The sequence below is a fragment of the Arthrobacter luteolus NBRC 107841 genome (assembly GCF_001552075.1).
GTDB lineage: Bacteria > Actinomycetota > Actinomycetes > Actinomycetales > Micrococcaceae > Arthrobacter_B > Arthrobacter_B luteolus.
Genome location: NZ_BCQM01000009.1, coordinates 105,414 through 126,711, shown reverse-complemented (window position 1 = coordinate 126,711; position 21,298 = coordinate 105,414). Strand labels below are relative to the sequence as shown.

Genomic DNA, 21,298 nt, shown 5'->3' with positions numbered 1-21,298 from the left:
AGGATTAAGCTGGACGACGTCAACGAGGCGTTTGACGCCATGCGCCGCGGGGAACGTGCCCGCAGCGTCATCGTGTTCGACTAAACACCAACCGATCCGAGGAGAGACATGGCCAGGCCCCGCACCCCACTGCTCTCCTCGGAGAAGATCCACGGCGGCGCTCTGGAACTGGTCGATGAGCTGGGGGATTTTACGATCCCCCAGCTCGCCCACCGCCTCGGCGTGAGCCCTTCCTCGCTTTATCACCATGTGCAGGGCCGGCCGCAGATCATTAACGGCATGCGCTCCATCATCGGCGCCCAGGCCCTGGCCTCCGCGGACTTCCCGCCGGGGCCAGGACCGTGGCAGGAGCAGGCCGCGGCGTGGACCCGGAATTACCGCCGGGTCCTGAGCGAACATGCCAAGGCCGTTCCGCTGCTGGTGGGCGAGGCGGTGACCGATGCCCCCACACTGGAGGTCTACGAGCGGCTGGCTGCGGTGCTCGCCGGTGCGGGTTTCGACGATGCGCAGGTTGTGCTCGGGATCTCGGTGCTGGACATTTTCTGCCTGGGTTCCTCCGTGGACACCGCCGGACCCGCGGTCGCCTGGCGGACCGCACCGGAGGCCCAGCCCGTGCTGCATAGGGCGCTGGACGGCTGCGGGGAATCACTGGAGCGCAGGTCGGATGACGCGTTCGAGGCCGGCCTCGCGGCGGCGCTGGCATATCTGGCTGCGCTGCCGCGTCCTGGCGGCGGAAATACTCCCGGCTAGGCGGAGGATGACGCCGCTGGATAGGTCATCGGCTCGGTAATCCAGTCGAGGCCCTCCCACCGGTCAATCCGCTGGACGATTTCAAAACTGCTCCGGCACATGTCGAGGACGGCCTGCTCCGGGTCGCGTGCGGCGAAGGCGTCCTCCAGGGTCAGGATGAACTCGTTCATCTGCGGCTGGAACACGGCCGTGTCCGGTTTCAGCATGCTCGCATAGCTGTCGATGCCGGCCATAAACGGGTACGGCATCCCGTAGAACGCCGGTTTGCTCATTGCCACGTCACCGGGCCAGAACCCGTACTCCACGAATTTCTCGTCGAAGCAGTTCACCCCGATCACATCCGTTCCGCTGTACGGGGCTGCCTGCCCGGCGAAGACGGACCCGGAGAGGTCCATGGTGCCGAACCAGTACTGCGGAGTGAACACCTTGCCGCGGAACGGGGCGAGGAAACGTGAGAGGCAGCGGTAGGCAAAGTGCAGGTGGTCCAGGTAAAGGGCAACGGCCTGCCGGTCCCAGGAATGGTGCTTGGTGTCCTGGTCAAACGGTGTGCCGTCGTGGAACTCCTGCGGTGTGGTGTTGATCCGGGTCGGCGCACCGATGTAGTCCAAGGCCCCCATCAGCTGGGCGTAGAAGTCCGCCACGCTGAGCCCGTCCTGCAGGGGAATCCGGGACTTGCTGCCGCTGGTGTTCTGCACATCCACGTGGTGCTGGCGCAGGTTGAAGTAGATCTCGAAGCTGGCTCCGTCGCCGGGAATGATCCCGGTCCCGATCCCGTCGATGGTCAGCGGCATCCGGATGTGCGCCCAGCCCGGCCGCTTGTCGGAGCGCTCGATCTTGACCTTGCCCGCCATCTGCAGGAAGAGGTGCAGGGTATCGGCGGTGTCCTGCCATTCGGTGTAGTCCAGGATCCGTTTTTCCATGGGTATCGCCTCAGATCTGTGGCTGCTGCGGGGAACGTACACGGGCGTAAAGGAATATCCCTCAAGTGTGGGTCGGGCTCCTGGACCGGTCAACGCCGCCCTCCCCCAACTCTGCGGCAGGCAGGTGGGGAACATCACTGGGACAGGCCGCGGTCCGGGTACCTATAATTACAGCTGATCCTCCGGGCAGACGTGACAGTTCTGTCCGAGCCCAGGCTGCAGTTCGAGCACTGAGGCCCATGTGCCCCAACCCCTCTCTAGGAGCCTTCCCCGGTGACCAGTTCTTCCCCGAAGCGAGCCACCTCCCGTTCCCGGAGCCTGAAGTACATCCTGATGCTCGGCGCCCTCGCCGCACTGCCCGCTGTCACCACGGACATGTATCTTCCGGCGCTGCCGGAGGTCGCCGCTGATCTGGCGACGACGACGACGGCGGCCCAGTTCACCCTCTCCGGCACCCTGCTGGGCACCGCCGTCGGGCAGCTGGTGATCGGTCCGCTGTCAGACCGGTTCGGACGCAGGCTGCCGCTGCTCATCGGCATTTCCATGCATATTGTGACGTCCCTGCTGTGCGCTATTGCCCCCAACATCGGCCTGCTGATCGGCCTGCGGGTGCTGCAGGGCTTCTTCAACGCCGCCGCCTCGGTGGTGGCAATTGCCGTTATCCGCGACCGGTTCACCGGTTCGGATGCAGCCAAGCTGCTCTCCCGGCTAATGCTGATGATCGGGCTGGCTCCCCTGCTGGCACCCACCCTCGGCCAGGCGGTTGCCGGCATCTGGGCCTGGCGGGCCGTGTTCTACGCCCTGGCACTGATCGGCGTCATCCTCGTCATCATCGTCTGGCGCTGGATGCCGGAAACCCTGCCGCCGGAACGCCGCCTCAGCCGCGCCAAGAAGGGCAGCCCGAAAACCGGCGAGCCCGGCGGCTACCGGATCCTGCTGCGCGACCGCCGGTTCCTGGCCTATGCGGTCATTCCCGGCCTCGCGATGGGCGTCATCATGAGCTACGTGGTGGGTTCCCCGTTCGTGATGCAGGAAGAGTACGGCCTCACCCCCGGCCAGTTCGCGCTGATTTTCGCCGTCAACGGCGTCGCCATGGTGATTTCCTCCCAGATCAACGCCTCGATGCTGAGCCGGGCGTCGTCGTCGGGCATCCTGCGCATCGCAGCCCCGATCCTCCTGGTCCTCGCGCTGGCACTGCCTGTCATCATCATCACCGGGGCTGGCGGCGTGTTTGGGCTGGTGGCCGGGCTGTGGCTGGTGCTGGGAATGCAGGGTTTCATCTTCGCCAACGCCACCTCGCTGGCGCTGGACGGCTACGGCCGGATGGCCGGAACGGCGGCCGCCCTGCTGGGCTGCCTGCAGGTTGGCCTGGCCGGGCTGATCAGCCCGCTGGTCGGGGTCTTCGGCGGGAGCGCCCTCTCCATGGCCGGCGTGATCATCGGCTGTGCAGTGGCCATGGTCCTGGTTCTGGCGTCGACGCCGGCCTACCGCCGTGGCAACGGGCGGAATGGCAGCGGCGACGGGCGGCTGAACCGGCGCCTGGGAACCGGGCAGGCGAACGCCGGGCAGGACAGTGCCGGGCAGGACGACATCGCGGAAGCCGGGCAGGCGTAGAGCGGATGACCCGGCGGCGGGTGGGCCTAGCGCCGTCGAAGCCAGGCAGCCGGGCAGGGCGGGCTAGGGTCAGGAAGCCGGGCGGGCGGTCAGGCAGGTCCGGGCCGTCGAAGCCGGGCGGTCAGGCTCAGGTCCGTCCTGCCGGCCCGAGGTTCGGTGCCGCTGGGGCTGCCGAGGGCGGCGCTTCCTTGAGTTCGACGAAGAACACGTGGGTCTCGGTGTCTCCGGTGTTCTCCCCGACGTGTTCCTGCGCCGGCAGCCATTGCGCCGCACCGGCCGGCAGCTGCACGTCCATCTCGCGCTGCGGGGTAGTCAGTCTGCGGCGGAAGGCGCTGGCGGTGATCATCACACTGTCGGGGTGGCGGTGGATAATTGTTTTCGTCCCGGGCACATCCCGGTATTCAAGGACCCGCACGCGGTCGTTTTCGAAGACCACACTGTAGTTCCGGGGATTGGACTCAACGGGATCCTGGGTCATAGCTGGAAGAGTATGCCCGCCGGTGGCCGCGGGGCCATAGCCTGCCCTCCCGCAGGCGCTGAGTGCGCAGATACTGCGACGTCGCCAGAAATTACCCCGCCAGAGCTGCGCACCCACGCCGTGATCCCGCCCGCGCACCACCGCCGCGCGTCCACCCAGCTCAGCGGGCGACGAGCAGATGTTCCAGCGCCAGCTGGTTCAGCCGGACAAAGGCGAAGGAGCGCTGGGCCGCGGCATCGGCGTCGAACTCCTCGAACGAGGCAGGGTCCGCGATCAGCGCGGCAGCCGTTTCCCCGGCCGCCAGGGTGGGCAGGCCCAGCTCATAAACGCCGGAGGTCTCCAGGGCTGCACGGACTTCGGGATCTGCACGGAAAGCCTGGGCCCGTTCCTTGAGCAGAAGGTACATGGACATGTTCGCGGCTGCCGAGTTCCAGACACCGTCGTATCCCTCGGTGCGGGAAGGCTTGTAGTCAAAGTGCCGGGGACCGTCGTAAACCGGTCCGCCGCCCGGGAAGCCGTTCTCCAGCAGGTCCACGGTGAAGAAGGCACTCGTCAGGTCCCCGTGGCCGAAAACCAGGTCCTGGTCGTACTTGATGGACTTCTGCCCGTTGAGGTCGATGTGGAAGAGCTTGCCGGCCCACAGCGCCTGCGCCAGGCCGTGGGTGTAGTTCAGCCCGGCCATCTGCTCATGCCCGGTCTCCGGGTTCAGGCCCACGATGTCACCATGCTCGAGTTCGGCAATGAAGGCCAGTGCGTGCCCGACCGTGGGCAGGAAAATGTCGCCCCGCGGTTCATTGGGCTTGGGCTCGAGCGCGATGCGGAGCTTGTAGCCCTGGTCCTTGATGTAGCCGGCGGCAGTGTCCACACCTTCCTTCATCCGGTCGAAAGCTGCTGCGAAGTCCTTGGAACCGTCGTACTCCGCGCCTTCCCGGCCTCCCCACATCACGAAGGTTTCGGCGCCCAGTTCCGCGGCAAGGTCCAGGTTGCGCAGCACCTTGCGCAGCGCGAAGCGGCGCACGGAACGGTCGTTGGAGGTGAAACCGCCGTCCTTGAACACCGGGTGGCTGAAGAGATTCGTGGTGATCATGGGAACCTTCAGCCCGGTTTCCTGGATCGCACTGTTGAACCGCTTCAGGATCAGCCCGCGGTCCTGGTTCGAGGAGCCGAACGGAATGAGGTCGTCGTCGTGGAAGGTGACTCCGTAGGCTCCCAGATCGGCGAGCTTCTGCACCGCCTCGACCGGGTCAAGGTCAGCCCTGGTGGGGGTGCCGAACGGATCGTTCCCGGTCCACCCCACCGTCCAGAGTCCGAAGGTGAAACGGTCGGCAGGTGTTGGCGTCTTTGGCATGTGCACTGCTCCAGGATCGGGCCTTGAACGGATATGTTGTGCGAGACAACATATCTACGGCCGATCAGGGTGTCAATGGTTCTCCGATCAGCACGCCCGGGCCCCTACAGCTGCTGGCCCTTCGCTGCGCAGACCCCGTTGCCGTCCCCGCCCTGATTGTTGTTCCATGCAACAATCAAACGTCCCTGCCACTTGCTCGAAGGATCCAGCGCATGCCGACCAAGCCGGGCAGTGAAGGCATCCGGGTGCAGAATCTCTCCCGGATCCTGACACTGCTGCATCACCGCGGGCCGCTTTCCCGCGCCGACCTCACCCGGCTCACCGGCTTCAACCGTTCTACGGTCGGTGCCCTCACCGCCGAGCTGGCGCGGCTGGGACTGGCCTACGAAACCGAACCGGCCGCTGCCGGGCGGGCCGGACGCCCCAGCCCACGGGTGCATCCCAACGAGCGCGTCGCCGTCCTGGCCGTCCATCCCGACGTCGACGCCGTCACGGTCGGTCTGGTGGGGCTGGGCGGCAAGGTGCACCGGAAGGTTCGTTGCACCGCCGCCTGTCCGAGCGTCCCGGAAACGGTGGAGATCGCGCGGGCAGCCGCGGGCGGCATGGCCCCGGCCCTCGCAGCAATGGACCGGGTGATTGGTGCCGGCGCTGCCGTCCCGGGACTTGTGGACAGCACCGACGGGTCGGTCCGTCTCGCACCGCATCTGGGCTGGGAAAACGAACCGCTGGCCGCCGCGCTCGGCACCGCCCTGGGCCTGCCTTCCCGCGCAGGAAACGACGCCGCGCTGGGCGCCCTGGCCGAGAGCATTTTTGGTGCGGGCGTAGCGCAGGAGGATGTGGTGTACCTGAACGGAAGCGCCAGCGGCATCGGCGGCGGCGCCGTGGTGGGCGGCATTCCGCTGAGCGGGTCGGATGGATATGCCGGGGAGCTCGGCCATACCCTGGTCCGCACCGACGGACTGCCCTGCCACTGCGGGCGCCGCGGCTGCCTGGAAACCGAGGTCAACCTGGGCGGCCTGCTCGAGGCGCTCGGCCTGGAGTCCGCAGACCTGGACGAGCTGGAAGCCGCCATGCGGACCCAGGACTCCCCCGCGTTCCGGCAGACTGCCGGCCGTCAGCTGGACCTGCTGGGCGAGGCTGTCGTGAATCTGGTGAACATCTTCAATCCCCGGACCATCCTGCTCGGCGGTTTCCTGGGCGCGTTGTGGTCGTTTGATCCGGAGCGGCTGCGGACCGTCGTCGCCCAGGGTGCCATCGGCGGACTGGGCCGGACGGTGGAGATCCGCCGGGCTGCCCTGGGAGCCGACCTGCTGCTGGTGGGAGCAGCGGAACTCGCCTTCGCCCCGCTCCTGGCCGATCCGGCGTCGTACTCGCTGAACCTGGCCGAACCCGGCCCATAGGTGCGCGGGCAGGAATCCGAATACCGCGTCAGCCCGTGCCGGGCCGCGTCTCCGGTCCGCCGGCCGGGCTGCCGGAGCCGCCGCCGTGGCCGCCGTCGTCGTCCGCCAGCATGTGCGGGGCGTTGGTAACCACCAGCCAGGCCGGCAGGACGGCCAGGCACAGCAGCGCCGTGACCGCCACATCACCGGTGATTACGACTGCGATGAACAGGGCCATCCAGCCATCGCGGGCGACGGCGAGCACCAGTCCCAGCACTGCCGCGGAAACCACAACACTGACCGGGACGTCGGGAACCAGGGCCCCGGCCGCCAGCCCGAAGGCGACGCCGATAAAGACCGAGGGAAAGATCCGGCCGCCGCGGAATCCTGCTGCTGCCGCGATCACCAGCGCACACAGTTTGATGACCGCCAGGAGCAGGAGCGTCCCGAAGGGCTGCCCCGGAGCCGCGAGGAGCTCACCGGATTCCTCTGCACCCTTGAACAGCGTGATGGGTCCGCCGATCACGCCGAGGAGCCCCAGCAGAGCGCCGCCGAGGGTCGTAAAGAGGACCGGATTCGAAAGCCGGTGGAAGACCCGGTGCGCCCAGCGGAAGGCGAAGACCCCAAGCAGCCCGAAGCCCGCGGCCAGCGGCGCAATGATCATGGCCGCGAGGATGTCCCACCCATTCACGCTCTCCGCGGCCGGAACGCTGATGTCCAGGAGCGTTCCGCCGAGGAAGTTCATGATGACGGCACCTGCACCGGCGGCCACCAGTGGGAGGAAAAGCTTGTCGAAGAGCGCGCCGGCCCCGGCCGTTGACCCAACAATGCCGGTGAACAGCAGCGCTGCGGCCACGGGGGTCCCAAAGAGGGCGCCCACCGTGCCGGCAATCGTCATTCCCACGATCAGTTTGCCCGGCACCTTCGGAAAGAGCCGGCCGATCAGGACGGTGAGCACGGCGGCATTGATGGCGATGATCGGGTTCTCAGGACCGAGGCTGACCCCGCCGGCCAGCCCGAGGACCGCCGCTGCGGCCAGGCTGGGGATCACGCCGATGGGCAGCGCAGATTCCGCCAGCTCGGATTCGGCGGAGTCCGGTCCGCCATGGCCGGGTACAAACCGTGCGATCAGCCCGACGGCGGCACCCGTCAGGGTCAGGGTGCCGAAGATCCACCAGCCGCTGTCCGGATCCACGCCGACGGCTCCGGGGAGATCGTCCCAGAGCAGGTGCTGCAGCAGGGCGGCCGCTTCGTCCAGGCCATAGAGGATCAGCGCTGAAACCACACCGATCAGGATGGCGGGCAGGGTGAGGGCCGCGAGGGTCCGGACACGGTTCTGCGCAAGGACGCCGTCGTTTGGGGTATCAGACATGGTGCCATCCCTGGCCGGCCGGAGCGGAGGGCTGTCTCCGCGGGTTTGCTCAGGTTACGCGTTCGCCCCGGCAAACGGACAGGACGGCGTCCGGCGGCGGCCCTCCCGGCGCCGGATCCGCCGCCCCGGCCTCCTGCCGCAGCGGTGGGCTGGGTGCCCTGGCTGGGCCCCGGACCGGCCTGAGCTAGCGGTTCTTGGCCAGCAGCCGCTCAACCCGGGGCTTCACCTCGGTGGCCAGCAGGTTGACCGATTCGAGGAAGTACTCATGCGGGGTCCCGCCGAGGTCCATCTGCAGGAAGTGGCGCACGTGGCCCATGTAGCCGTGGAGGTGGACGATCCGTTCGGCTACCTCGTCCGGATCGCCGATGTAGTAGGCGCCGGGGGCTTCAGCCTGGGCCAGATAGTCCCGCTTTTCCGGTGCCGGCCAGCCGCGCAGCCGCCCCATTTCGACGTTGAGGTTGTGCCAGCCCGGGTAGAACCGGTCCAGGGCTTCCTTCTTGGTGGGTGCGATCAATCCCATGGCAGCCACGGAGACCTTGATGTTCTCCCCGGTGTGGCCGGCCTGCGCCGCGGATTGGCGGTACAGCTGGGCCAGCGGCGCGAACCGGTGCGGCGCGCCGCCGATGATGCCGTAGGAGACGGGTAGCCCCATCCTTCCGGCACGGGCCGACGACGGCGCGCTGCCGCCGGTGGCGAGCCAGATGGGCAGGCGGCCGAGAACCGGCCGGGGCACGACGGCGAAGTCGGACAGGGCGGGCCGGACACTCCCGCTCCAGGTGATGTTCTCCGTTGTGCTGTTGTTTAGCGTCAGCAGCAGGTCAAGCTTCTGAGCGAACAGTTCGTCGTAGTCGTTCAGGTCGTAGCCGAACAGCGGAAAGGTCTCCACCGAGGAGCCCCGGCCGGCCGTGATTTCGATCCGGCCGCCACCGGAGACCGCGTCCGCCGTCGTGAACTGCTGGAAAACCCGGACCGGATCGTCCGTGCCGATAATGCTGGCGGCACTGCCCAGCTTGATCCGGCCGGTGGCGGCCGCAGCCGCGGCAATCAACGCCCCGGGCGAGGAGGCGGGCATGCTCACGGTGTGGTGTTCACCGATGCCGAAATAATCCAGGCCGGCCCGGTCCGCCAGCACGATGGCGTCGAAGAGGTTGCGGATCGCTTCTCCCGTAGGCCGTGGCGTCCCATCCGGGTTCAGTTGGGTGTCGCCGAAGCTGTAGGCGCCGATTTCCATTGATATCTCCTGTAAAGCCTGCGTGGGTGGGGTATGGCGGCTGAGCGGGGCGTCAGGCCGCCGCGGCGGCCGGAGCGTTGTCCGGTGTGTTGTCCGGCGCGTTGTCCAGGACCTCGCCCAGCAGGTCCCGGACCGCGGCCGCGGTGTGCGGACCGTTGAAAATCGCGGTGCCGGGCTGGAACACACGGCCTGCCGCCAGCGGACCGGCGTCGACGGCGTCGTACCCGAGCCGGTCCAGGAACTCCGCTACGCGTGTCCGCGCTTCCGGATCGTCCCCGGCCACCGCCAGCGCGCGCCGGCCCGGTGTACCCGGCCCGGCGCCGTCGGCCTCCAGATCGTGATAACCGATGTGGTTGAGGGTCTTGACGATGTTGGATTCGGCGAGGAATTCCTGGACGACTTCGCTGCTGCCGCGCACGCCGTCCTCGAAATCGGTGATCGTGCCATCGATCGGCGCCCAGTAGTTCATCGCGTCGATCACGGTTTTTCCGGCCAGGGCCTCCGGCGACAGCGTGCGGTAGCGGTGCAGCGGAACGGCAACCACCACAAGGTCTGCCTGCACAGCTTCAGACACATCCACGGCAGCAGCACCCGGGGTGATGATTTCCACCAACAGAGCATTTTCCGCGGCGGGCCTGGAAGTGGCGATCTTCACCTCGTAGCCCGCTTTGAGCGCCTGGCGCGCGACGGCGGTTCCCACCCGGCCTGCGCCAAGGACGCCAATGGTCTGCGGCCGGCTTGCCGGCTGCCCGCTTACTTCTGCCTGGTGTGAATGTGCCTGGGCTGGCTGTGCCTGCTCAGGCTCTGTCTGATCAGGCTCTGTCTGATGAGGCTGGGCCTGGTTGTTCCCGACGTGGCTCATCCTGCTCCTCCCGCGTAGCTGCCGGCCTTCTGCGTGGTGGGCAAGGGCCGGTTCCTGCCTTCTCAAAGCTTAGGGAGGAGCCAAACTTTATGCAAATGCATCTACTTTTTCGCTGGTTCACTTCACTGGTTCACTTCACCAGCGCACGGAGGGCCACGCCAGAAAAGTGCCCGCTGCCGGCTACTGGGTCTTCCAGCTGGCCTCGCTTGGCCCGTCGAAGGCCAGAGTCTCTTCAACCAGCACGCGTTCGCCGGGAACAGCTGCTGCCGGCACATCCATACACACCTGATAGTCGGCCTGCCCGCCGTTTTCCAGCGTCGGCACGGATGCTCCACCCTGCTCCAGGAGCGCGGCGCAGGAGGACTCGTCGTACTGACGGTTGTCCGATCCGACAAAGTTAGTGCTCAATTCCAGCCAGGGGTCTCCTTCTGCGGCACCGTTGTAAACCACATTCAATGTGATCAGGACATATTGTCCGGACGGCGCCTGATTGACCGGATTGAAGCTCAGGACCTCGTCAGTGGCATCAAGCTGAACGCTGGATACCGTCACGGAATAGTCCCCGATCTCTGCCGCGGTTCCGATGGGCAGGAGACTGGCTTCCGGCACGGCTGTGGCCGACCCCGAACCAGCCGATGCAGAGCTGGTTGTCTGGCCGCCACCGTAGGGGACAACGTTGTCCATCGAGTTATTGAATGCCGTGAAGAATGCTGACAGCAGGGCAATAGCAACGATGGACGCAATCACTGCCACCCCGGAGACGACGGTTCCCGCGATGGACAGGCCCTTCGCGGACGTCCGCCGCCGCATGGCGATGACCAGTGCCGCGATCGAGAGCCCCAGCCCCACCAGGGCGACGATCAGAGCCACAATGTTCAGGAACGGCACCCAACACAGGACCAGCCCCACGATTCCCAAAATCAGCCCGGCGAGCGCCATCCCGCGGCCCTGGTTGGAGGGAGGCCCCTGCGGCGGGTACGCCTGGCCATAGTTGTACATCGGGTCGTTTGGCTGAGTTCCCATGATCGCCTCGCAAGGTCCGGGCGCCGCAGGGTGTCAGGGCCCGGACTCTGGCCCGTCCCAGCGGCGGGGTCGATTTTTCAGGGTTCTTCAACGGTAGGAGCGCCCGAGGTGCGCGGCAAGGAGTTCCGGAGACTGGCATGGCGGTGAACTGGTGGAGGTGAGGCAAAAGGGAACTCCGCTGCACAGACGCGGCAGCCGCCCGGTGAAGGTGTGGCCCATGGGGGTTCCGGAGACTGGCATGGTGACAGCCTGGTGACGGTGAGACAGATGGGAACTCCGGTGCGCAGATATGGCGGGTGGGAGCGGAATCAGCCCGCCGGAGCTGCGCACCGGGGAAACCCAGCACCTCTCGACGGAGAGTGGATGGCCCATCCAGGTATTTCCAGCGACTAAGCCAACGGCTTGCTCCTTCGATTCACCCAATGCCGCAGGCCAGCTCCTTCTTCGAAAAGATCTTTCCGCAGAAGTGCCTGACGTCACCGCCCGATCAGGTCGCGGGGGTCCGGCGCCATCAGTTCGCGGACCTGTTCAAGAATCCGCATCTTCAGCGGCCGGGAAACGCTTGCCAGCTCACCCGATGTCTCCGGCGCACCGGCGCCCCACACCATCCCCCGCCCCGCCGGAGCACCTTTCTCAGCGTCTTGGTCAGAATCCGATTCAACGCCCCGCCCAATGCCCGGCCCAGCGCTCGGTTCAGAGCCCGGCCCAGCACTCGGTTCAGTGTCCGGCCCAGCGCCCGATTCAGTGCCTGCCCCAGCGCCCGGCTCAGTCTCTGCACCGGTGTCCGGGACCGGGAGGAGCCCCCGGACTGCTTCCTCCCCCAGCACCTCGTCCTGCACCGTCAGCGCAATCAGCCGAAACAGTGCCCGATCCTCGCGGGTGGCCAGGGAACTGGTTTTCAGGTCATTCAGCACAGCGAGTCCCGCAAGTGAGCGCCGCGGGTTGGCGCTGAGTGACGCCTCCAGAGCCCACTGGGTCCGGACCCACCACTGCGCCCGGCGGTCCGCTTCGAGCTTCTGCCGGTAAGCAATGTAGGCGACCACCGCCGTCGTCAGGATGCCCAGCGGGCCGAGCACAGGTATCCAGGTGATGGCCCACACCGCCGCTTGATCCCAGAAATCTCCCCAGTCCATGCCGGGAGCCTAGCCGCAGTCCACAAAGCAACGGGATAGCCTGGCCGTTTCCGCGGAGCACCAGCTGCAAAACCCAGGGTGGCCGGTTGCAGGCCCAGCCGGTTGCCGGCCAGCTCTGCCGCTCCCCCGGTCCAGCCCGGCTCCGCCGGCCCCACGCCCGGCCCCGCCGGCCCCGCGCTCCCCAGCGCCCCCGCCCGCCGATAGCCCGTTCCCCTCTATTGCCCGGGCAGTGGGTAGATTGTTGAACACCACCAATCAAGGAGTGCCCAGCATGCCCCGCCCCCGCTCGCCGCTGCTGTCGGCCGAGGCCATCGTCACCGCAGCACTGGACATGATCGACGAAACCGGGAACTTCAGTTTTCCCCGGATCGCCCGTCGGCTGGAGGTCAGCCAGTCTTCGCTCTATAACCACATCCAGAACCGCGAACACATCATCGAGCTGATCCGTGCCCAGGTGTTCGCCGGACGGTTGAGCGTTCCGCCCGCCGATCTGCCGTGGGATGAGGCGCTGCGCACCGTGGTGCGTGCCTACCGGGCCTGTATCGCCGCTCATCCGCGGCTGGTTCCGCTGATCCTGGCCCAGACGGTCCAGGACACCGGTGCGCTGGGCGCGTACGAATCCATGGCGCTTGCCCTGGAACAGGCCGGGCTGCCGCCGCAGCGCATCGTTTCCGCACTGTTCCTGATCGATAACCTGGTGCTCGGATCGGCGCTGGAGCTCACCGCCCCCGCCGTCGTCTGGGCCCCTCCCGCCGGTGCCTTTCCGGCACTGCAGCGGGCGCTGGAGGCACCGCACACGGTGGAGGGCCGGGCCGAAGCCGCATTCGAACTGGGACTGCAGGTCCTCATCGACGGCCTCCGGGCGCAGGAGTTTACACAAACTTAACTGAAAGCCTTTCGTTTTCTATTGCACAGACGGGCCGGGTGCCGGAGAGTAAATGAAACCCATTCACTTACTGTTCACCGCACTCACTGAGGGAGACCCCATGGCCCCGCCCATTACCGTTGAGGGACGAGTACCGCTCACGGCTAAACGCGCTGTTTCAGTGTTCGGCATCAGCGTCGTCGGCTTTATGACCGCCAACCTGGTGCCGATCATGATCGTTGCCCTCACCGGGGACCTGGGCTTCACCGCCACGGCGGCCGGAACGCTGATGACCGCGTCGCTGCTTGCCTGTGCGCTCTCCTGCCTGCTGACCTCCCGCTGGGCCGCTGCCTCCGGCCGCTACCTCATTGCCCGCACCGGGCTGGCCCTGACCGCAGCGGGGTTTGGCGCGGCCGCGTTTATCCCGTCCGAGCCGGCGGTGATTGCCGGCGTGATCCTCGGCGGCCTGGGCGCCGGCGGCGCGGTGTCCTCCGGCGGCGCCGCCCTGGGCGCGCTGCGCAACCCGGACCGTGCCTCGGGCATCTCCGGCTTCGCCAACCGTGCCATCGTTTCCGTGGTGCTTTTTGTGATTCCCGTTCTGGGCGCAGGGATGGGCAGTGCGTTCGGGCTGCTTGCCGGGCTCGCCCTGGCGGCCCTGCTGGTCACGGGCTGGCTTCCGGACCGCCCGACGGCGGAGCCCACCGCTGCCGCCGGAGCCCTGGAAGCCGCAGCCGCCGCCCCGGTCACCACCTCCAACACGGCCCCGGGCACATCCTCCCGCACGGCAACGATCGCCGGACTCGGCCTGCTCGCCTGCTTCGCGCTCTGGGCACTCAGCGAGGATTCGCTCTGGGCGGTTGCCGCCACCATGGGCGCTGACCAGGCCGGACTCGACGAAACCGGAATGGGCCTGGTGCTCAGCCTCTCCACCCTGGGCGGCCTGCTCGGCTCGGCCCTGGTGGGACTGGCCGGCCGCCGGCTCGGCCGCACCATTCCGCTGGCCGTTGTCCTCATCGCCGGGGCCGGCATGAAGTTCGTCTCCGGCATGGTGGAGGATTCCGCCCTCTACATGGCCGTCATCATTGCGTGGAACACCCTCTACCTGATCGCCTTCGTCTACATCATCGCGATCGCAGCGGCCCTGGACGCCACCGGCAAGTGGTCCGCGCCGGCGCTCGGTGTCTACCTGATCGGCTCCTCCTTCGCACCGTTCCTCGGCACCGTGATCGCCACGTCCGCCGGCTACCAGGTCCTCGGTGTGGTCCTGGCCGTGATGACCCTCCTGCTGCTGATTCCGTTCCTGCTGATTTCGCGCTTCTCGGTACGGGCCGAAAAGGCTGCGGCAATGGTTCCGGTTCAGCCCGCAGCGGTGGTGTCCTGATGCGCACGCTCTACACCAACTGCAGCGTCTTCACCGCCGCCGGGCCCGCGGATCCCTCCCGCGCCGAGGCCTTTGTGGTCGACGGCGGCCGGTTCAGCTACGTCGGAGACGCCGTCTCCGCGGCGGCTGCGGCCGGTGCCGGCGCGGCCACGGTGGACCTCGGCGGAGCCTTCGTGCTGCCGGGGGTCATCGACGCACACACCCATCTGCTGATGACCGGCCAGGCATTGGGCAAAGTGCAGCTGCGCGACGCCGTGAGCCTTGTCGACCTGCAGGAACGCCTGCGCCAGGCGGTCCGCGACACTCCGGATGCGCCGCGCGTGCTCGGCAGCGGCTGGCTGTACAGCGCCCTGGACGGCGCCGAACCCACCCGCCAGCTGCTCGATGCCGCCGTCCCGGACCGGCCGGTCTATCTTGACGCCAATGACCTGCACTCGGTCTGGGTCAACAGTGCGGCGCTGGCCGAGCTCGGCATCGGGGACAGCACTCCTGATCCCCTCGGCGGGCGGATCGGCCGGGACGCATCCGGGGCCGCAGACGGCCTGCTGTATGAGACGGCTGCCGTGCAGATCGTCTGGCCGGCGCTGGCGAATGCTGCCCGGGACGAAGACCGCGATGCCTGGCTCGAATCGGCCTTCCGGCATTACGCCGCGGCAGGGGTCACCGGGGCCGTGGACATGGCAGTGCAGGACGACGACGCCGCCGCCTTCCGGCGCGCACTCGCCCGGCACGGCGGAACGCTCCCGCTGCGGGTGAAAGGCCACTGGCTGATCCACCGCAGGGAGACCACCGAAGCGAACCTGGCGCAGGTGGCCCAGGCGGCCGAGCTGGCCGCTGAACTTGCCGAAGCCGGAACGGGTGAGTGGCTGCAGCTGTGCGGGATCAAGATCATCATCGACGGCGTGATCGACAGCTGCACCGCGGCAATGAAAGAGCCCTACGCGGACGGAAGCAGCGCAGAACCGATCTGGGACCGGGAATCGCTCTACCCCGTGGTGGTTGCCGCCGACGCCGCCGGACTGCAGGTGGCCCTGCACGCCATCGGGGACGAAGCCTCGGACATCGCCTTGGATGCCCTGGAAGAGGCCGTGCGGGTGAATGGGCCCGCGCAGCCCGGCCACAGGGCACGCAGGCACCGGATCGAGCATCTGGAAACCGTCACCGAAGCCAACGTGCAGCGGCTGGCGGACCTCGGCGTCGTCGCCTCCGTCCAGCCGGTCCATGCGGACCCGGCGATCCAGGAGAACTGGCAGGCGGTGCTCGGCGACCACCGGGTGGAACGCGCCTATCCCTGGACCGAGTTCACCGGCGCGGGTGCCAGGCTGGCGATCAGCACCGACGCGCCCACGGCGCCGTACCAGGTGCTGCCCAACCTGTATGTGGCGGCGACCCGGAAGTCGGCGCTGGATCCCGGGCGGCCGGCCAACCTGCCGCAGTACGCGCTGGAGCTGGCCGACGCCATCTGCCATGCCACCCGCGACGCCGCTTACTCCTGCCGCGCCGAGGACAGCCTGGGCCGGATCATCCCCGGTCAGCTGGCCGACTTCACCGTCCTGGCCACGGACCCGCTCACTGCCGAGGCAGAGAGCCTGCTGGCCAACACCGTATTACTGACCGTTACCGGAGGCGAAACGGTCTTCGACAACGCTGCCGCTACCCTGAGCTAACCAACCGAAGGAACCCACGCACCATGTCATTCACAACCCCGGCCATGCCCGCAGAATGGGCTCCCCACAGCAAAACCTGGATGGCCTTCCCCACCCCCAACGACACGTTCGGGGAGGCGGGTAGCAGCACCCTGGACCGTGCCCGCACTGCCTGGTCCGCCGTCGCCCGCACCATTGCCCGCTACGAGCCGGTCACCATGCTGGTGAATCCCGGGGATCTGAGCGCGGCCAAGGACTTCCTCGGCGACGGGATCAATCTGGTGTCCGTTGAGCTGGACGACGCCTGGCTGCGGGATTCCGGCCCCACCTTCACACATGCCGCAGACGGCAGCGTTGCCGCCGTGAACTGGGTGTTCAACGGCTGGGGAGCGCAGGAGTGGGCCGCCTGGGATAAGGACCAGCACCTGGGCACCTTCGTGGCCGCGGAAGCCGGCGTTCCGGCCGTCTCCAGCACGCTGGTAAATGAAGGCGGCGGATTCCACGTCGACGGCGAAGGCACGGTCCTGCTCACCGAGACGGTCCAGCTCGATCCGGGACGCAACCCCGGCCGAAGCCGGGACCAGGTGGAAGCGGAGATCCATGCCCGCCTGGGCACCTCCAAGGCGATCTGGCTGCCGCGCGGACTCACCCGGGACTACGACGAATTCGGCACCCGCGGGCATGTGGACATCGTCGCGTCCTTCGCCGGTCCCGGCACCGTGCTGCTGCACCGGCAGGACGACGCCCGGCACCCGGACCGCGGGGTGATGCAGCAGCTCCGCGCCGTCCTGGAAAACGCCGTGGACGCCCGCGGCCGGAAACTGCAGATCATCGACGTCCCGGCGCCCACCGTGCTCGACGCCGGGGACGGCTTCGTGGACTGGTCCTACATCAACCACTATGTTGGCAACGGCGTGGTGGTGCTGTGTGCCTTCGGCGACGCGAACGACGCCGCGGCGGCTGAAATCCTGGGCCGCGCCTACCCCGGCCGCGTCATCGAACTGGTGGACGCACGGGACATCTTTGCCTTCGGCGGCGGCATCCACTGCATCACCCAGCAGCAGCCGGCGCCCCGCGAAACCGATGCTGAAGCCATAAAAGAATCCGTGGCGGGAGCATAATGTTCGACGTCGTTGAAGCGGGCGTCGCCGATCTCCGGGAGGCGCTGGAGTCAGGCAAGGCGACCAGCGAGGAACTTCTCCAGGCGTACCTGGCCCGGATCGAGGCCTACGACCGGCAGGGACCGCGGCTGAACTCCGTCGTTGTAGCCAACCCGGACGCGCTGGCCGAAGCCCGGGCCGCGGACGAGCGCCGTGCCCGCGGTGCCGTGCTCGGGCCCCTGGACGGCATCCCGTACACGGCGAAGAACAGTTTCAAGGTGCGCGGGCTCACCGTGGCCGCCGGATCCCCGGCCTTCGCGGACCTGGTGGCCGGGCAGGACGCCTTCACCATTGAACGGCTGCGCGACGCCGGGGCGGTGCTGATCGGGCTGACCAACATGCCGCCGATGGCCAACGGCGGGATGCAGCGCGGAGTTTACGGCCGGGCGGAAAGCCCGTACAGCGCCGATTTCCTCACCTCCGCGTTCGCATCCGGCTCCTCCAACGGGTCCGGAACGGCGACGGCGGCGAGCTTTGCGGCGTTCGGCCTCGGTGAAGAGACCTGGTCCTCGGGCCGGGCACCGGCGTCCTGCAATGCCCTGTGCGCCTACACCCCCTCCCGCGGTGTGATCTCGGTGCGCGGAAACTGGCCGCTGGTGCCGACCATGGACGTTGTGGTTCCGCATACCCGCACCATGGCGGACCTGCTGGAGGTCCTCGACGTGATCGTCGCGGACGACGCCGAAACCCGCGGCGATTTCTGGCGTGCCCAGCCGTGGGTGAAGGTGCCGGCAGCCTCCGAGGTGCGGCCGGCGTCGTACCTCGACCTGGCCGTGCCCGGACCAAGCGCCGCGCGCGGCATCCTGGCGGGCCGGCGGTTCGGGGTGCCGAAAATGTACATCAATGCCGATCCGGACGCAGGCACCGCAGCCGCCGGAGGCAGGGCAACCGGCATCGGCGGGCCCACGGGGCAGCGCATCCAGACCCGGGATTCGGTCCTGGAGCTGTGGAACGCCGCCCGCCGGGATCTGGAGGCGGCGGGCGCCGAAGTCATAGAGGTGGATTTCCCGGTGGTGACCAACTACGAAGGCGACCGCCCCGGTGCACCGACGCTGGCCACGCGCGGCCTGGTCAGCCCGGAGTTCCTTCGCAGCGAGATCGTGGACCTCTCGGCCTGGGCCTGGGACGACTTCCTGGCCGCCAACGGCGATCCGGCGCTGAACCGGCTGGCCGGCGTCGACGGGGCGCAGATTTTCCCGCATCCGAAGGGAGCCCTGCCGGACCGCTACACCGGGTTCGACGACGACATCGCCGAGTATCCGGAGCACGTCAGGAACCACGGCGTGGACGCTTTCACCGAAATTCCGCACCTCGCGGACGGGCTGCGCGGACTGGAAGAGACGCGCCGGATCGATCTCGAGCAGTGGATGGACGGCCTGGGCCTGGACGCGGTGGTGTTCCCGGCCATGGCCGATGTTGGACCTGCCGACGCTGACGTTCATCCCGGCTCAGCGGATCTGGCCTGGCGCAACGGCGTCTGGGTGGCCAACGGCAACCTGGTGCCCCGGCATCTGGGCATTCCCACCGTCACCGTACCGATGGGAACAATGGCGGACACCGGAATGCCGGCAGGGCTCACCTTCGCCGGGCGGGGTTGGGACGACACGTCGCTGCTCCGGCTGGCGGCAGCTTTCGAAGCGACCGGGCTCGAAGGCACCGGGCTCGGGACTGGAAGGCTCGGGACCAGCGGGGCCCACAGCCGCCGCACCGAACCGCCCCGGACGCCGCGGCTGGCGCAGTAGGCGACGGGCGGAGGGCCTGGACGGGCTGGGCCGGGCTGGGCGGGCTGGGCGGGCTGGGCGGGCTGGGCTGGACGGGCGGAGGGCCTGGACGGGCTGGTCCCTAGGCCCCCGAGGCCACGAAGCCCAGGCCCTTATCCACCATGTTCGCCGGAGCGCGGCCCTGGAGGTACGCGCTGAGGTTGGCTTCGAACTGGGCGGCGAGGGCGGGCAGGTGGGTTTGCGAATCGCCGGAGAGGTGCGGGGTGATCAGCACGTTGTCCAGGCTCCAGAGCGGGTCCGAGGCGGGCAGCGGTTCGGGATCGGTCACGTCCAGCACGGCCCCGGCGATGCCCTGGGATGCCAGTGCGGCAGTCAGCGCGTCCTGGTCCGCCAGCTCGCCGCGGCCCATGTTCACGAGCACCGCCGCGGGACGCATGGCCGAAAGCACGTCCCGGTTCAGCAGCTGCCGGGTGTCCGGGGTAAGCGGCGCGGCGAGGACAACGAAGTCGTAGTTCCCAGCCACGGAGGCGAAGTCCGGGCTGGCATGGATTGCCGCGAAATCGGCATCCCCGGCCCGGGCGGTCCGGCCCAGCCCGTCGGCTTCGATTCCGACGGCGCGCAGCAGCCGTGCGGTGGTCCGCCCGATGCTGCCCGTGCCGGCAATCAAGGCCCGGCTGCCGGCCAGATTGGCGGTGGGAAAGTACTGCCAGCGGCGGTCCCGCTGGTTTCGGGAAGCCTGCGGGAAATTCTTGGCGAAGTGGAGGATGCCGGCGAGGGCGTACTCAGCCATCGCCGCATCGAAAATGCCGCGGGCGTTGGTCACGGTGACCTCCGAGGCAGCCAGTTCCGGGAAGAGCAGCCTGTCCACACCGGCGGCCGGAACGTGGATCCACTTCAGCGAGTCCGCACGGGACCAGTTCTCCCGCAGTCCGTCGGCAAAGTAGTCCCACAGGTACAGGATTTCCGTGCCGGGCAGCGCTGCGGCGAGCTCCGCGGAACCGGAGACGAGGCGGACGTCTGCGAGCGCTTCCAGCTGCTCAAGTCCGGTGACCGGGCGGGACCCGGCAAGGATGGTGAGGACAGGTTTGGGCATGCGCTCAGGCTAGGTGATTCCGGCGCCGATCCGTGCATCCGTTACGCCGTCAAGAGCCCCAGTCCTGGCCCGGGCAGGCTGCTCAGACCCGCGCGGCCAGCATCCCGTCGATGCTCTGCGGCGAGAGCGCGTGGTGGATGGCGAGCATGCTGGCGCCCAGCATCCCGGCGTCGAGCCCGGAGGCGGACTGCACAATCTGCAGGTGCTGCGTGGCCAGGGGCATGGTCCGGGAGTAAATGACCTCCCGCACCCCGGCAATAAAGTGCTCTCCGGTGAGCGCCATCGAGCCGCCGATGACGATCACTGACGGGTTCATCATGCTCAGGCACGCGGACAAGACCGCACCGACGTCGCGCCCGGCCTGCCGGACGGCGTGCACTGCCTCCCGTTCGCCCTGGGCCACCAGCGCGACCACGTCCGGGCCGTCCTCCGCGGGCAGGCCGGCGTCCCGCAGTTTCCGTGCCACCGCCGGCCCGGATGCGAGCGCTTCCAGACAGCCGAAGTTCCCGCACCGGCACAGCAGATCGGCTCCGCTGGGCACCCGGATATGGCCGATGTCCCCGGCCACCCCGTCCGCACCGCGGAGCAGAGTGCCGTTGCAGATGATTCCCGCGCCGATGCCGGTGGCGACTTTGACGAAAATCAGGTTCTCGACGTCGGGCCACGCGGCCTCCCGCTCCCCCATCGACATCACGTTCACATCGTTGTCCACCAGCACCGGCACACCGAAGTGGTCCCCCAGATAGGCGGCAACGTCAAAACCGTGCCAGCCGGGCATGATGGGCGGATTGATCGGCCGGCCCGTACTGTATTCCACGGGCCCGGGCAGCCCGACGCCGACAGCCAGGAGATCGCGGCCGGAACGCCCCAGCTGCTGGAGCAGGGCGCTGCCCAGTTCCACCACCGTGTCCAGGACGGTTTCCGGGCCTTCGCTGACCAGCAGACCGCGGGTGGCGTTCGCGAGGGCAGTGCCGGAAAGATCAGCCACCCCCACCCGCAGGTGGGACGCGCCGACGTCGACGCCCAGGACCACCAGTTTGCCGGCCTGCATCGCAATCTGGGCTGACGGGCGTCCGCCGGTTGAGGCGGCGTCCTCCACCGGAGCTACCAGTCCCAGATCGATCAGCGAATCAACGCGCAGTGCGATGGTGGACCGGGCCGCTCCCACCAGCTCGGCCAGTTCACTGCGGGTGCGGGGCTGGCCGTCACGCAGCAGCTGGAACAGTTCGCTGACGCCGGAGGAGGGCGTGTTCTTCCTTAGATCGACCACTGGGCAATTGAAGCATAGGGATCGGCGGAACTCCGCCGCCAACGGCCGCACC

18 protein-coding genes are annotated in these 21,298 nt (G+C 68.0%); 8 read left to right on the top strand and 10 right to left on the bottom strand.

Annotation, left to right across the window (positions count from 1 at the left end; genetic code table 11):
- The first annotated feature begins 108 nt into the window (after positions 1–108).
- Positions 109–750, top strand: a complete 642-nt coding sequence (locus tag AL3_RS14885; protein ID WP_066302475.1) for a TetR/AcrR family transcriptional regulator — start codon at positions 109–111, stop codon at positions 748–750.
- Here AL3_RS14885 and AL3_RS14880 read toward each other — a convergent pair.
- Positions 747–1,670 (bottom strand): DUF5996 family protein, encoded by a 924-nt coding sequence (locus tag AL3_RS14880; RefSeq protein ID WP_066302473.1) that lies wholly within the window; start codon positions 1,668–1,670, stop codon positions 747–749. The two genes, AL3_RS14885 and AL3_RS14880, sit on opposite strands and share 4 nt — an antisense overlap.
- 273 nt (positions 1,671–1,943) lie before the next feature.
- Between AL3_RS14880 and AL3_RS14875 the strand changes: the two genes are divergently transcribed.
- A complete protein-coding gene (locus tag AL3_RS14875) occupies positions 1,944–3,284 on the top strand; it encodes a multidrug effflux MFS transporter (protein WP_246168720.1) in 1,341 nt (446 codons plus the stop codon).
- A 127-nt stretch (positions 3,285–3,411) separates the two neighbouring features.
- Here AL3_RS14875 and AL3_RS14870 read toward each other — a convergent pair whose 3' ends face one another.
- Both AL3_RS14870 and xylA read right to left on the bottom strand, forming a co-directional pair.
- Positions 3,412–3,762, bottom strand: coding sequence for a cupin domain-containing protein (locus AL3_RS14870; protein WP_066302471.1), 351 nt, complete (start codon positions 3,760–3,762; stop codon positions 3,412–3,414).
- A 160-nt stretch (positions 3,763–3,922) separates the two neighbouring features.
- Positions 3,923–5,110 (bottom strand): xylose isomerase, encoded by a 1,188-nt coding sequence (gene xylA, locus AL3_RS14865; RefSeq protein ID WP_066302469.1) that lies wholly within the window; start codon positions 5,108–5,110, stop codon positions 3,923–3,925.
- 212 nt (positions 5,111–5,322) lie between these two features.
- On the opposite strand from xylA, the gene AL3_RS14860 reads away from it, so the two are divergent.
- Positions 5,323–6,510, top strand: coding sequence for an ROK family transcriptional regulator (locus AL3_RS14860; RefSeq protein ID WP_066302467.1), 1,188 nt, complete (start codon positions 5,323–5,325; stop codon positions 6,508–6,510).
- A 28-nt stretch (positions 6,511–6,538) separates the two neighbouring features.
- Here AL3_RS14860 and AL3_RS14855 read toward each other — a convergent pair whose 3' ends face one another.
- The 5 genes from AL3_RS14855 to AL3_RS14835 form a co-directional block, all read right to left on the bottom strand.
- The gene (locus tag AL3_RS14855; protein ID WP_083521789.1) at positions 6,539–7,861 is read right to left on the bottom strand and encodes an ion channel protein; all 1,323 of its coding nucleotides are present in this window, start codon (positions 7,859–7,861) and stop codon (positions 6,539–6,541) included.
- A 184-nt stretch (positions 7,862–8,045) separates the two neighbouring features.
- Positions 8,046–9,092 carry an LLM class flavin-dependent oxidoreductase gene (locus AL3_RS14850; protein ID WP_066302465.1) on the bottom strand — a complete coding sequence of 349 codons (1,047 nt, stop codon included), beginning with the start codon at positions 9,090–9,092 and terminating at the stop codon, positions 8,046–8,048.
- A 52-nt stretch (positions 9,093–9,144) separates the two neighbouring features.
- Positions 9,145–9,954: an NADPH-dependent F420 reductase gene (locus AL3_RS14845; RefSeq protein ID WP_083521788.1), complete on the bottom strand. Its 810-nt coding sequence runs from the start codon at positions 9,952–9,954 to the stop codon at positions 9,145–9,147.
- 180 nt (positions 9,955–10,134) lie between these two features.
- Positions 10,135–10,977, bottom strand: a complete 843-nt coding sequence (locus tag AL3_RS14840; RefSeq protein WP_151724076.1) for a DUF4190 domain-containing protein — start codon at positions 10,975–10,977, stop codon at positions 10,135–10,137.
- Positions 10,978–11,453: 476 nt separating this feature from the next.
- Positions 11,454–12,110 carry a hypothetical protein gene (locus AL3_RS14835; RefSeq protein ID WP_066302462.1) on the bottom strand — a complete coding sequence of 219 codons (657 nt, stop codon included), beginning with the start codon at positions 12,108–12,110 and terminating at the stop codon, positions 11,454–11,456.
- A gap of 271 nt (positions 12,111–12,381) precedes the next feature.
- Between AL3_RS14835 and AL3_RS14830 the strand changes: the two genes are divergently transcribed.
- The 5 genes from AL3_RS14830 (at position 12,382) to AL3_RS14810 (ending at position 18,904) form a co-directional block, all read left to right on the top strand.
- Positions 12,382–12,996 carry a TetR/AcrR family transcriptional regulator gene (locus AL3_RS14830; protein WP_066302460.1) on the top strand — a complete coding sequence of 205 codons (615 nt, stop codon included), beginning with the start codon at positions 12,382–12,384 and terminating at the stop codon, positions 12,994–12,996.
- Positions 12,997–13,096: 100 nt separating this feature from the next.
- On the top strand, positions 13,097–14,356 hold the full coding sequence (locus AL3_RS14825; protein WP_205054171.1) for an MFS transporter: 1,260 nt from the start codon (positions 13,097–13,099) through the stop codon (positions 14,354–14,356).
- Positions 14,356–16,023, top strand: coding sequence for an amidohydrolase (locus AL3_RS14820; protein ID WP_066302459.1), 1,668 nt, complete (start codon positions 14,356–14,358; stop codon positions 16,021–16,023). Before AL3_RS14825 ends, AL3_RS14820 begins: the two co-directional genes overlap by 1 nt.
- A 23-nt stretch (positions 16,024–16,046) precedes the next feature.
- Positions 16,047–17,123: an agmatine deiminase family protein gene (locus tag AL3_RS14815; RefSeq protein ID WP_066302458.1), complete on the top strand. Its 1,077-nt coding sequence runs from the start codon at positions 16,047–16,049 to the stop codon at positions 17,121–17,123.
- Complete coding sequence (locus AL3_RS14810; protein ID WP_066302457.1) at positions 17,123–18,904, top strand: amidase; 1,782 nt, start codon at positions 17,123–17,125, stop codon at positions 18,902–18,904. Before AL3_RS14815 ends, AL3_RS14810 begins: the two co-directional genes overlap by 1 nt.
- Before the next feature lie 100 nt (positions 18,905–19,004).
- On the opposite strand, the gene AL3_RS14805 is transcribed toward AL3_RS14810, so the two are convergent.
- Together AL3_RS14805 and AL3_RS14800 are read right to left on the bottom strand one after the other, a co-directional pair.
- Entirely contained in the window at positions 19,005–19,976 is a 972-nt protein-coding gene (locus AL3_RS14805; protein WP_066302455.1) for a D-2-hydroxyacid dehydrogenase, read from the bottom strand.
- Positions 19,977–20,058: 82 nt separating this feature from the next.
- Positions 20,059–21,246: an ROK family transcriptional regulator gene (locus tag AL3_RS14800; protein ID WP_066302453.1), complete on the bottom strand. Its 1,188-nt coding sequence runs from the start codon at positions 21,244–21,246 to the stop codon at positions 20,059–20,061.
- Positions 21,247–21,298 lie beyond the last annotated feature (52 nt).

Excerpts from the sequence above, each read along its gene's own strand:
- AL3_RS14825 (WP_205054171.1), top strand. The coding sequence starts at position 13,097 with ATGGCCCCGCCCATTACCGTTGAGGGACGAGTACCGCTCACGGCTAAA.
- AL3_RS14810 (WP_066302457.1), top strand. The coding sequence starts at position 17,123 with ATGTTCGACGTCGTTGAAGCGGGCGTCGCCGATCTCCGGGAGGCGCTG.
- AL3_RS14860 (WP_066302467.1), top strand. The coding sequence starts at position 5,323 with ATGCCGACCAAGCCGGGCAGTGAAGGCATCCGGGTGCAGAATCTCTCC.
- xylA (WP_066302469.1), bottom strand. The coding sequence starts at position 5,110 with ATGCCAAAGACGCCAACACCTGCCGACCGTTTCACCTTCGGACTCTGG.
- AL3_RS14840 (WP_151724076.1), bottom strand. The coding sequence starts at position 10,977 with ATGGGAACTCAGCCAAACGACCCGATGTACAACTATGGCCAGGCGTAC.
- AL3_RS14880 (WP_066302473.1), bottom strand. The coding sequence starts at position 1,670 with ATGGAAAAACGGATCCTGGACTACACCGAATGGCAGGACACCGCCGAT.
- AL3_RS14805 (WP_066302455.1), bottom strand. The coding sequence starts at position 19,976 with ATGCCCAAACCTGTCCTCACCATCCTTGCCGGGTCCCGCCCGGTCACC.
- AL3_RS14870 (WP_066302471.1), bottom strand. The coding sequence starts at position 3,762 with ATGACCCAGGATCCCGTTGAGTCCAATCCCCGGAACTACAGTGTGGTC.
- AL3_RS14820 (WP_066302459.1), top strand. The coding sequence starts at position 14,356 with ATGCGCACGCTCTACACCAACTGCAGCGTCTTCACCGCCGCCGGGCCC.
- AL3_RS14835 (WP_066302462.1), bottom strand. The coding sequence starts at position 12,110 with ATGGACTGGGGAGATTTCTGGGATCAAGCGGCGGTGTGGGCCATCACC.
- AL3_RS14815 (WP_066302458.1), top strand. The coding sequence starts at position 16,047 with ATGTCATTCACAACCCCGGCCATGCCCGCAGAATGGGCTCCCCACAGC.
- AL3_RS14830 (WP_066302460.1), top strand. The coding sequence starts at position 12,382 with ATGCCCCGCCCCCGCTCGCCGCTGCTGTCGGCCGAGGCCATCGTCACC.
- AL3_RS14885 (WP_066302475.1), top strand. The coding sequence starts at position 109 with ATGGCCAGGCCCCGCACCCCACTGCTCTCCTCGGAGAAGATCCACGGC.
- AL3_RS14850 (WP_066302465.1), bottom strand. The coding sequence starts at position 9,092 with ATGGAAATCGGCGCCTACAGCTTCGGCGACACCCAACTGAACCCGGAT.
- AL3_RS14855 (WP_083521789.1), bottom strand. The coding sequence starts at position 7,861 with ATGTCTGATACCCCAAACGACGGCGTCCTTGCGCAGAACCGTGTCCGG.
- AL3_RS14845 (WP_083521788.1), bottom strand. The coding sequence starts at position 9,954 with ATGAGCCACGTCGGGAACAACCAGGCCCAGCCTCATCAGACAGAGCCT.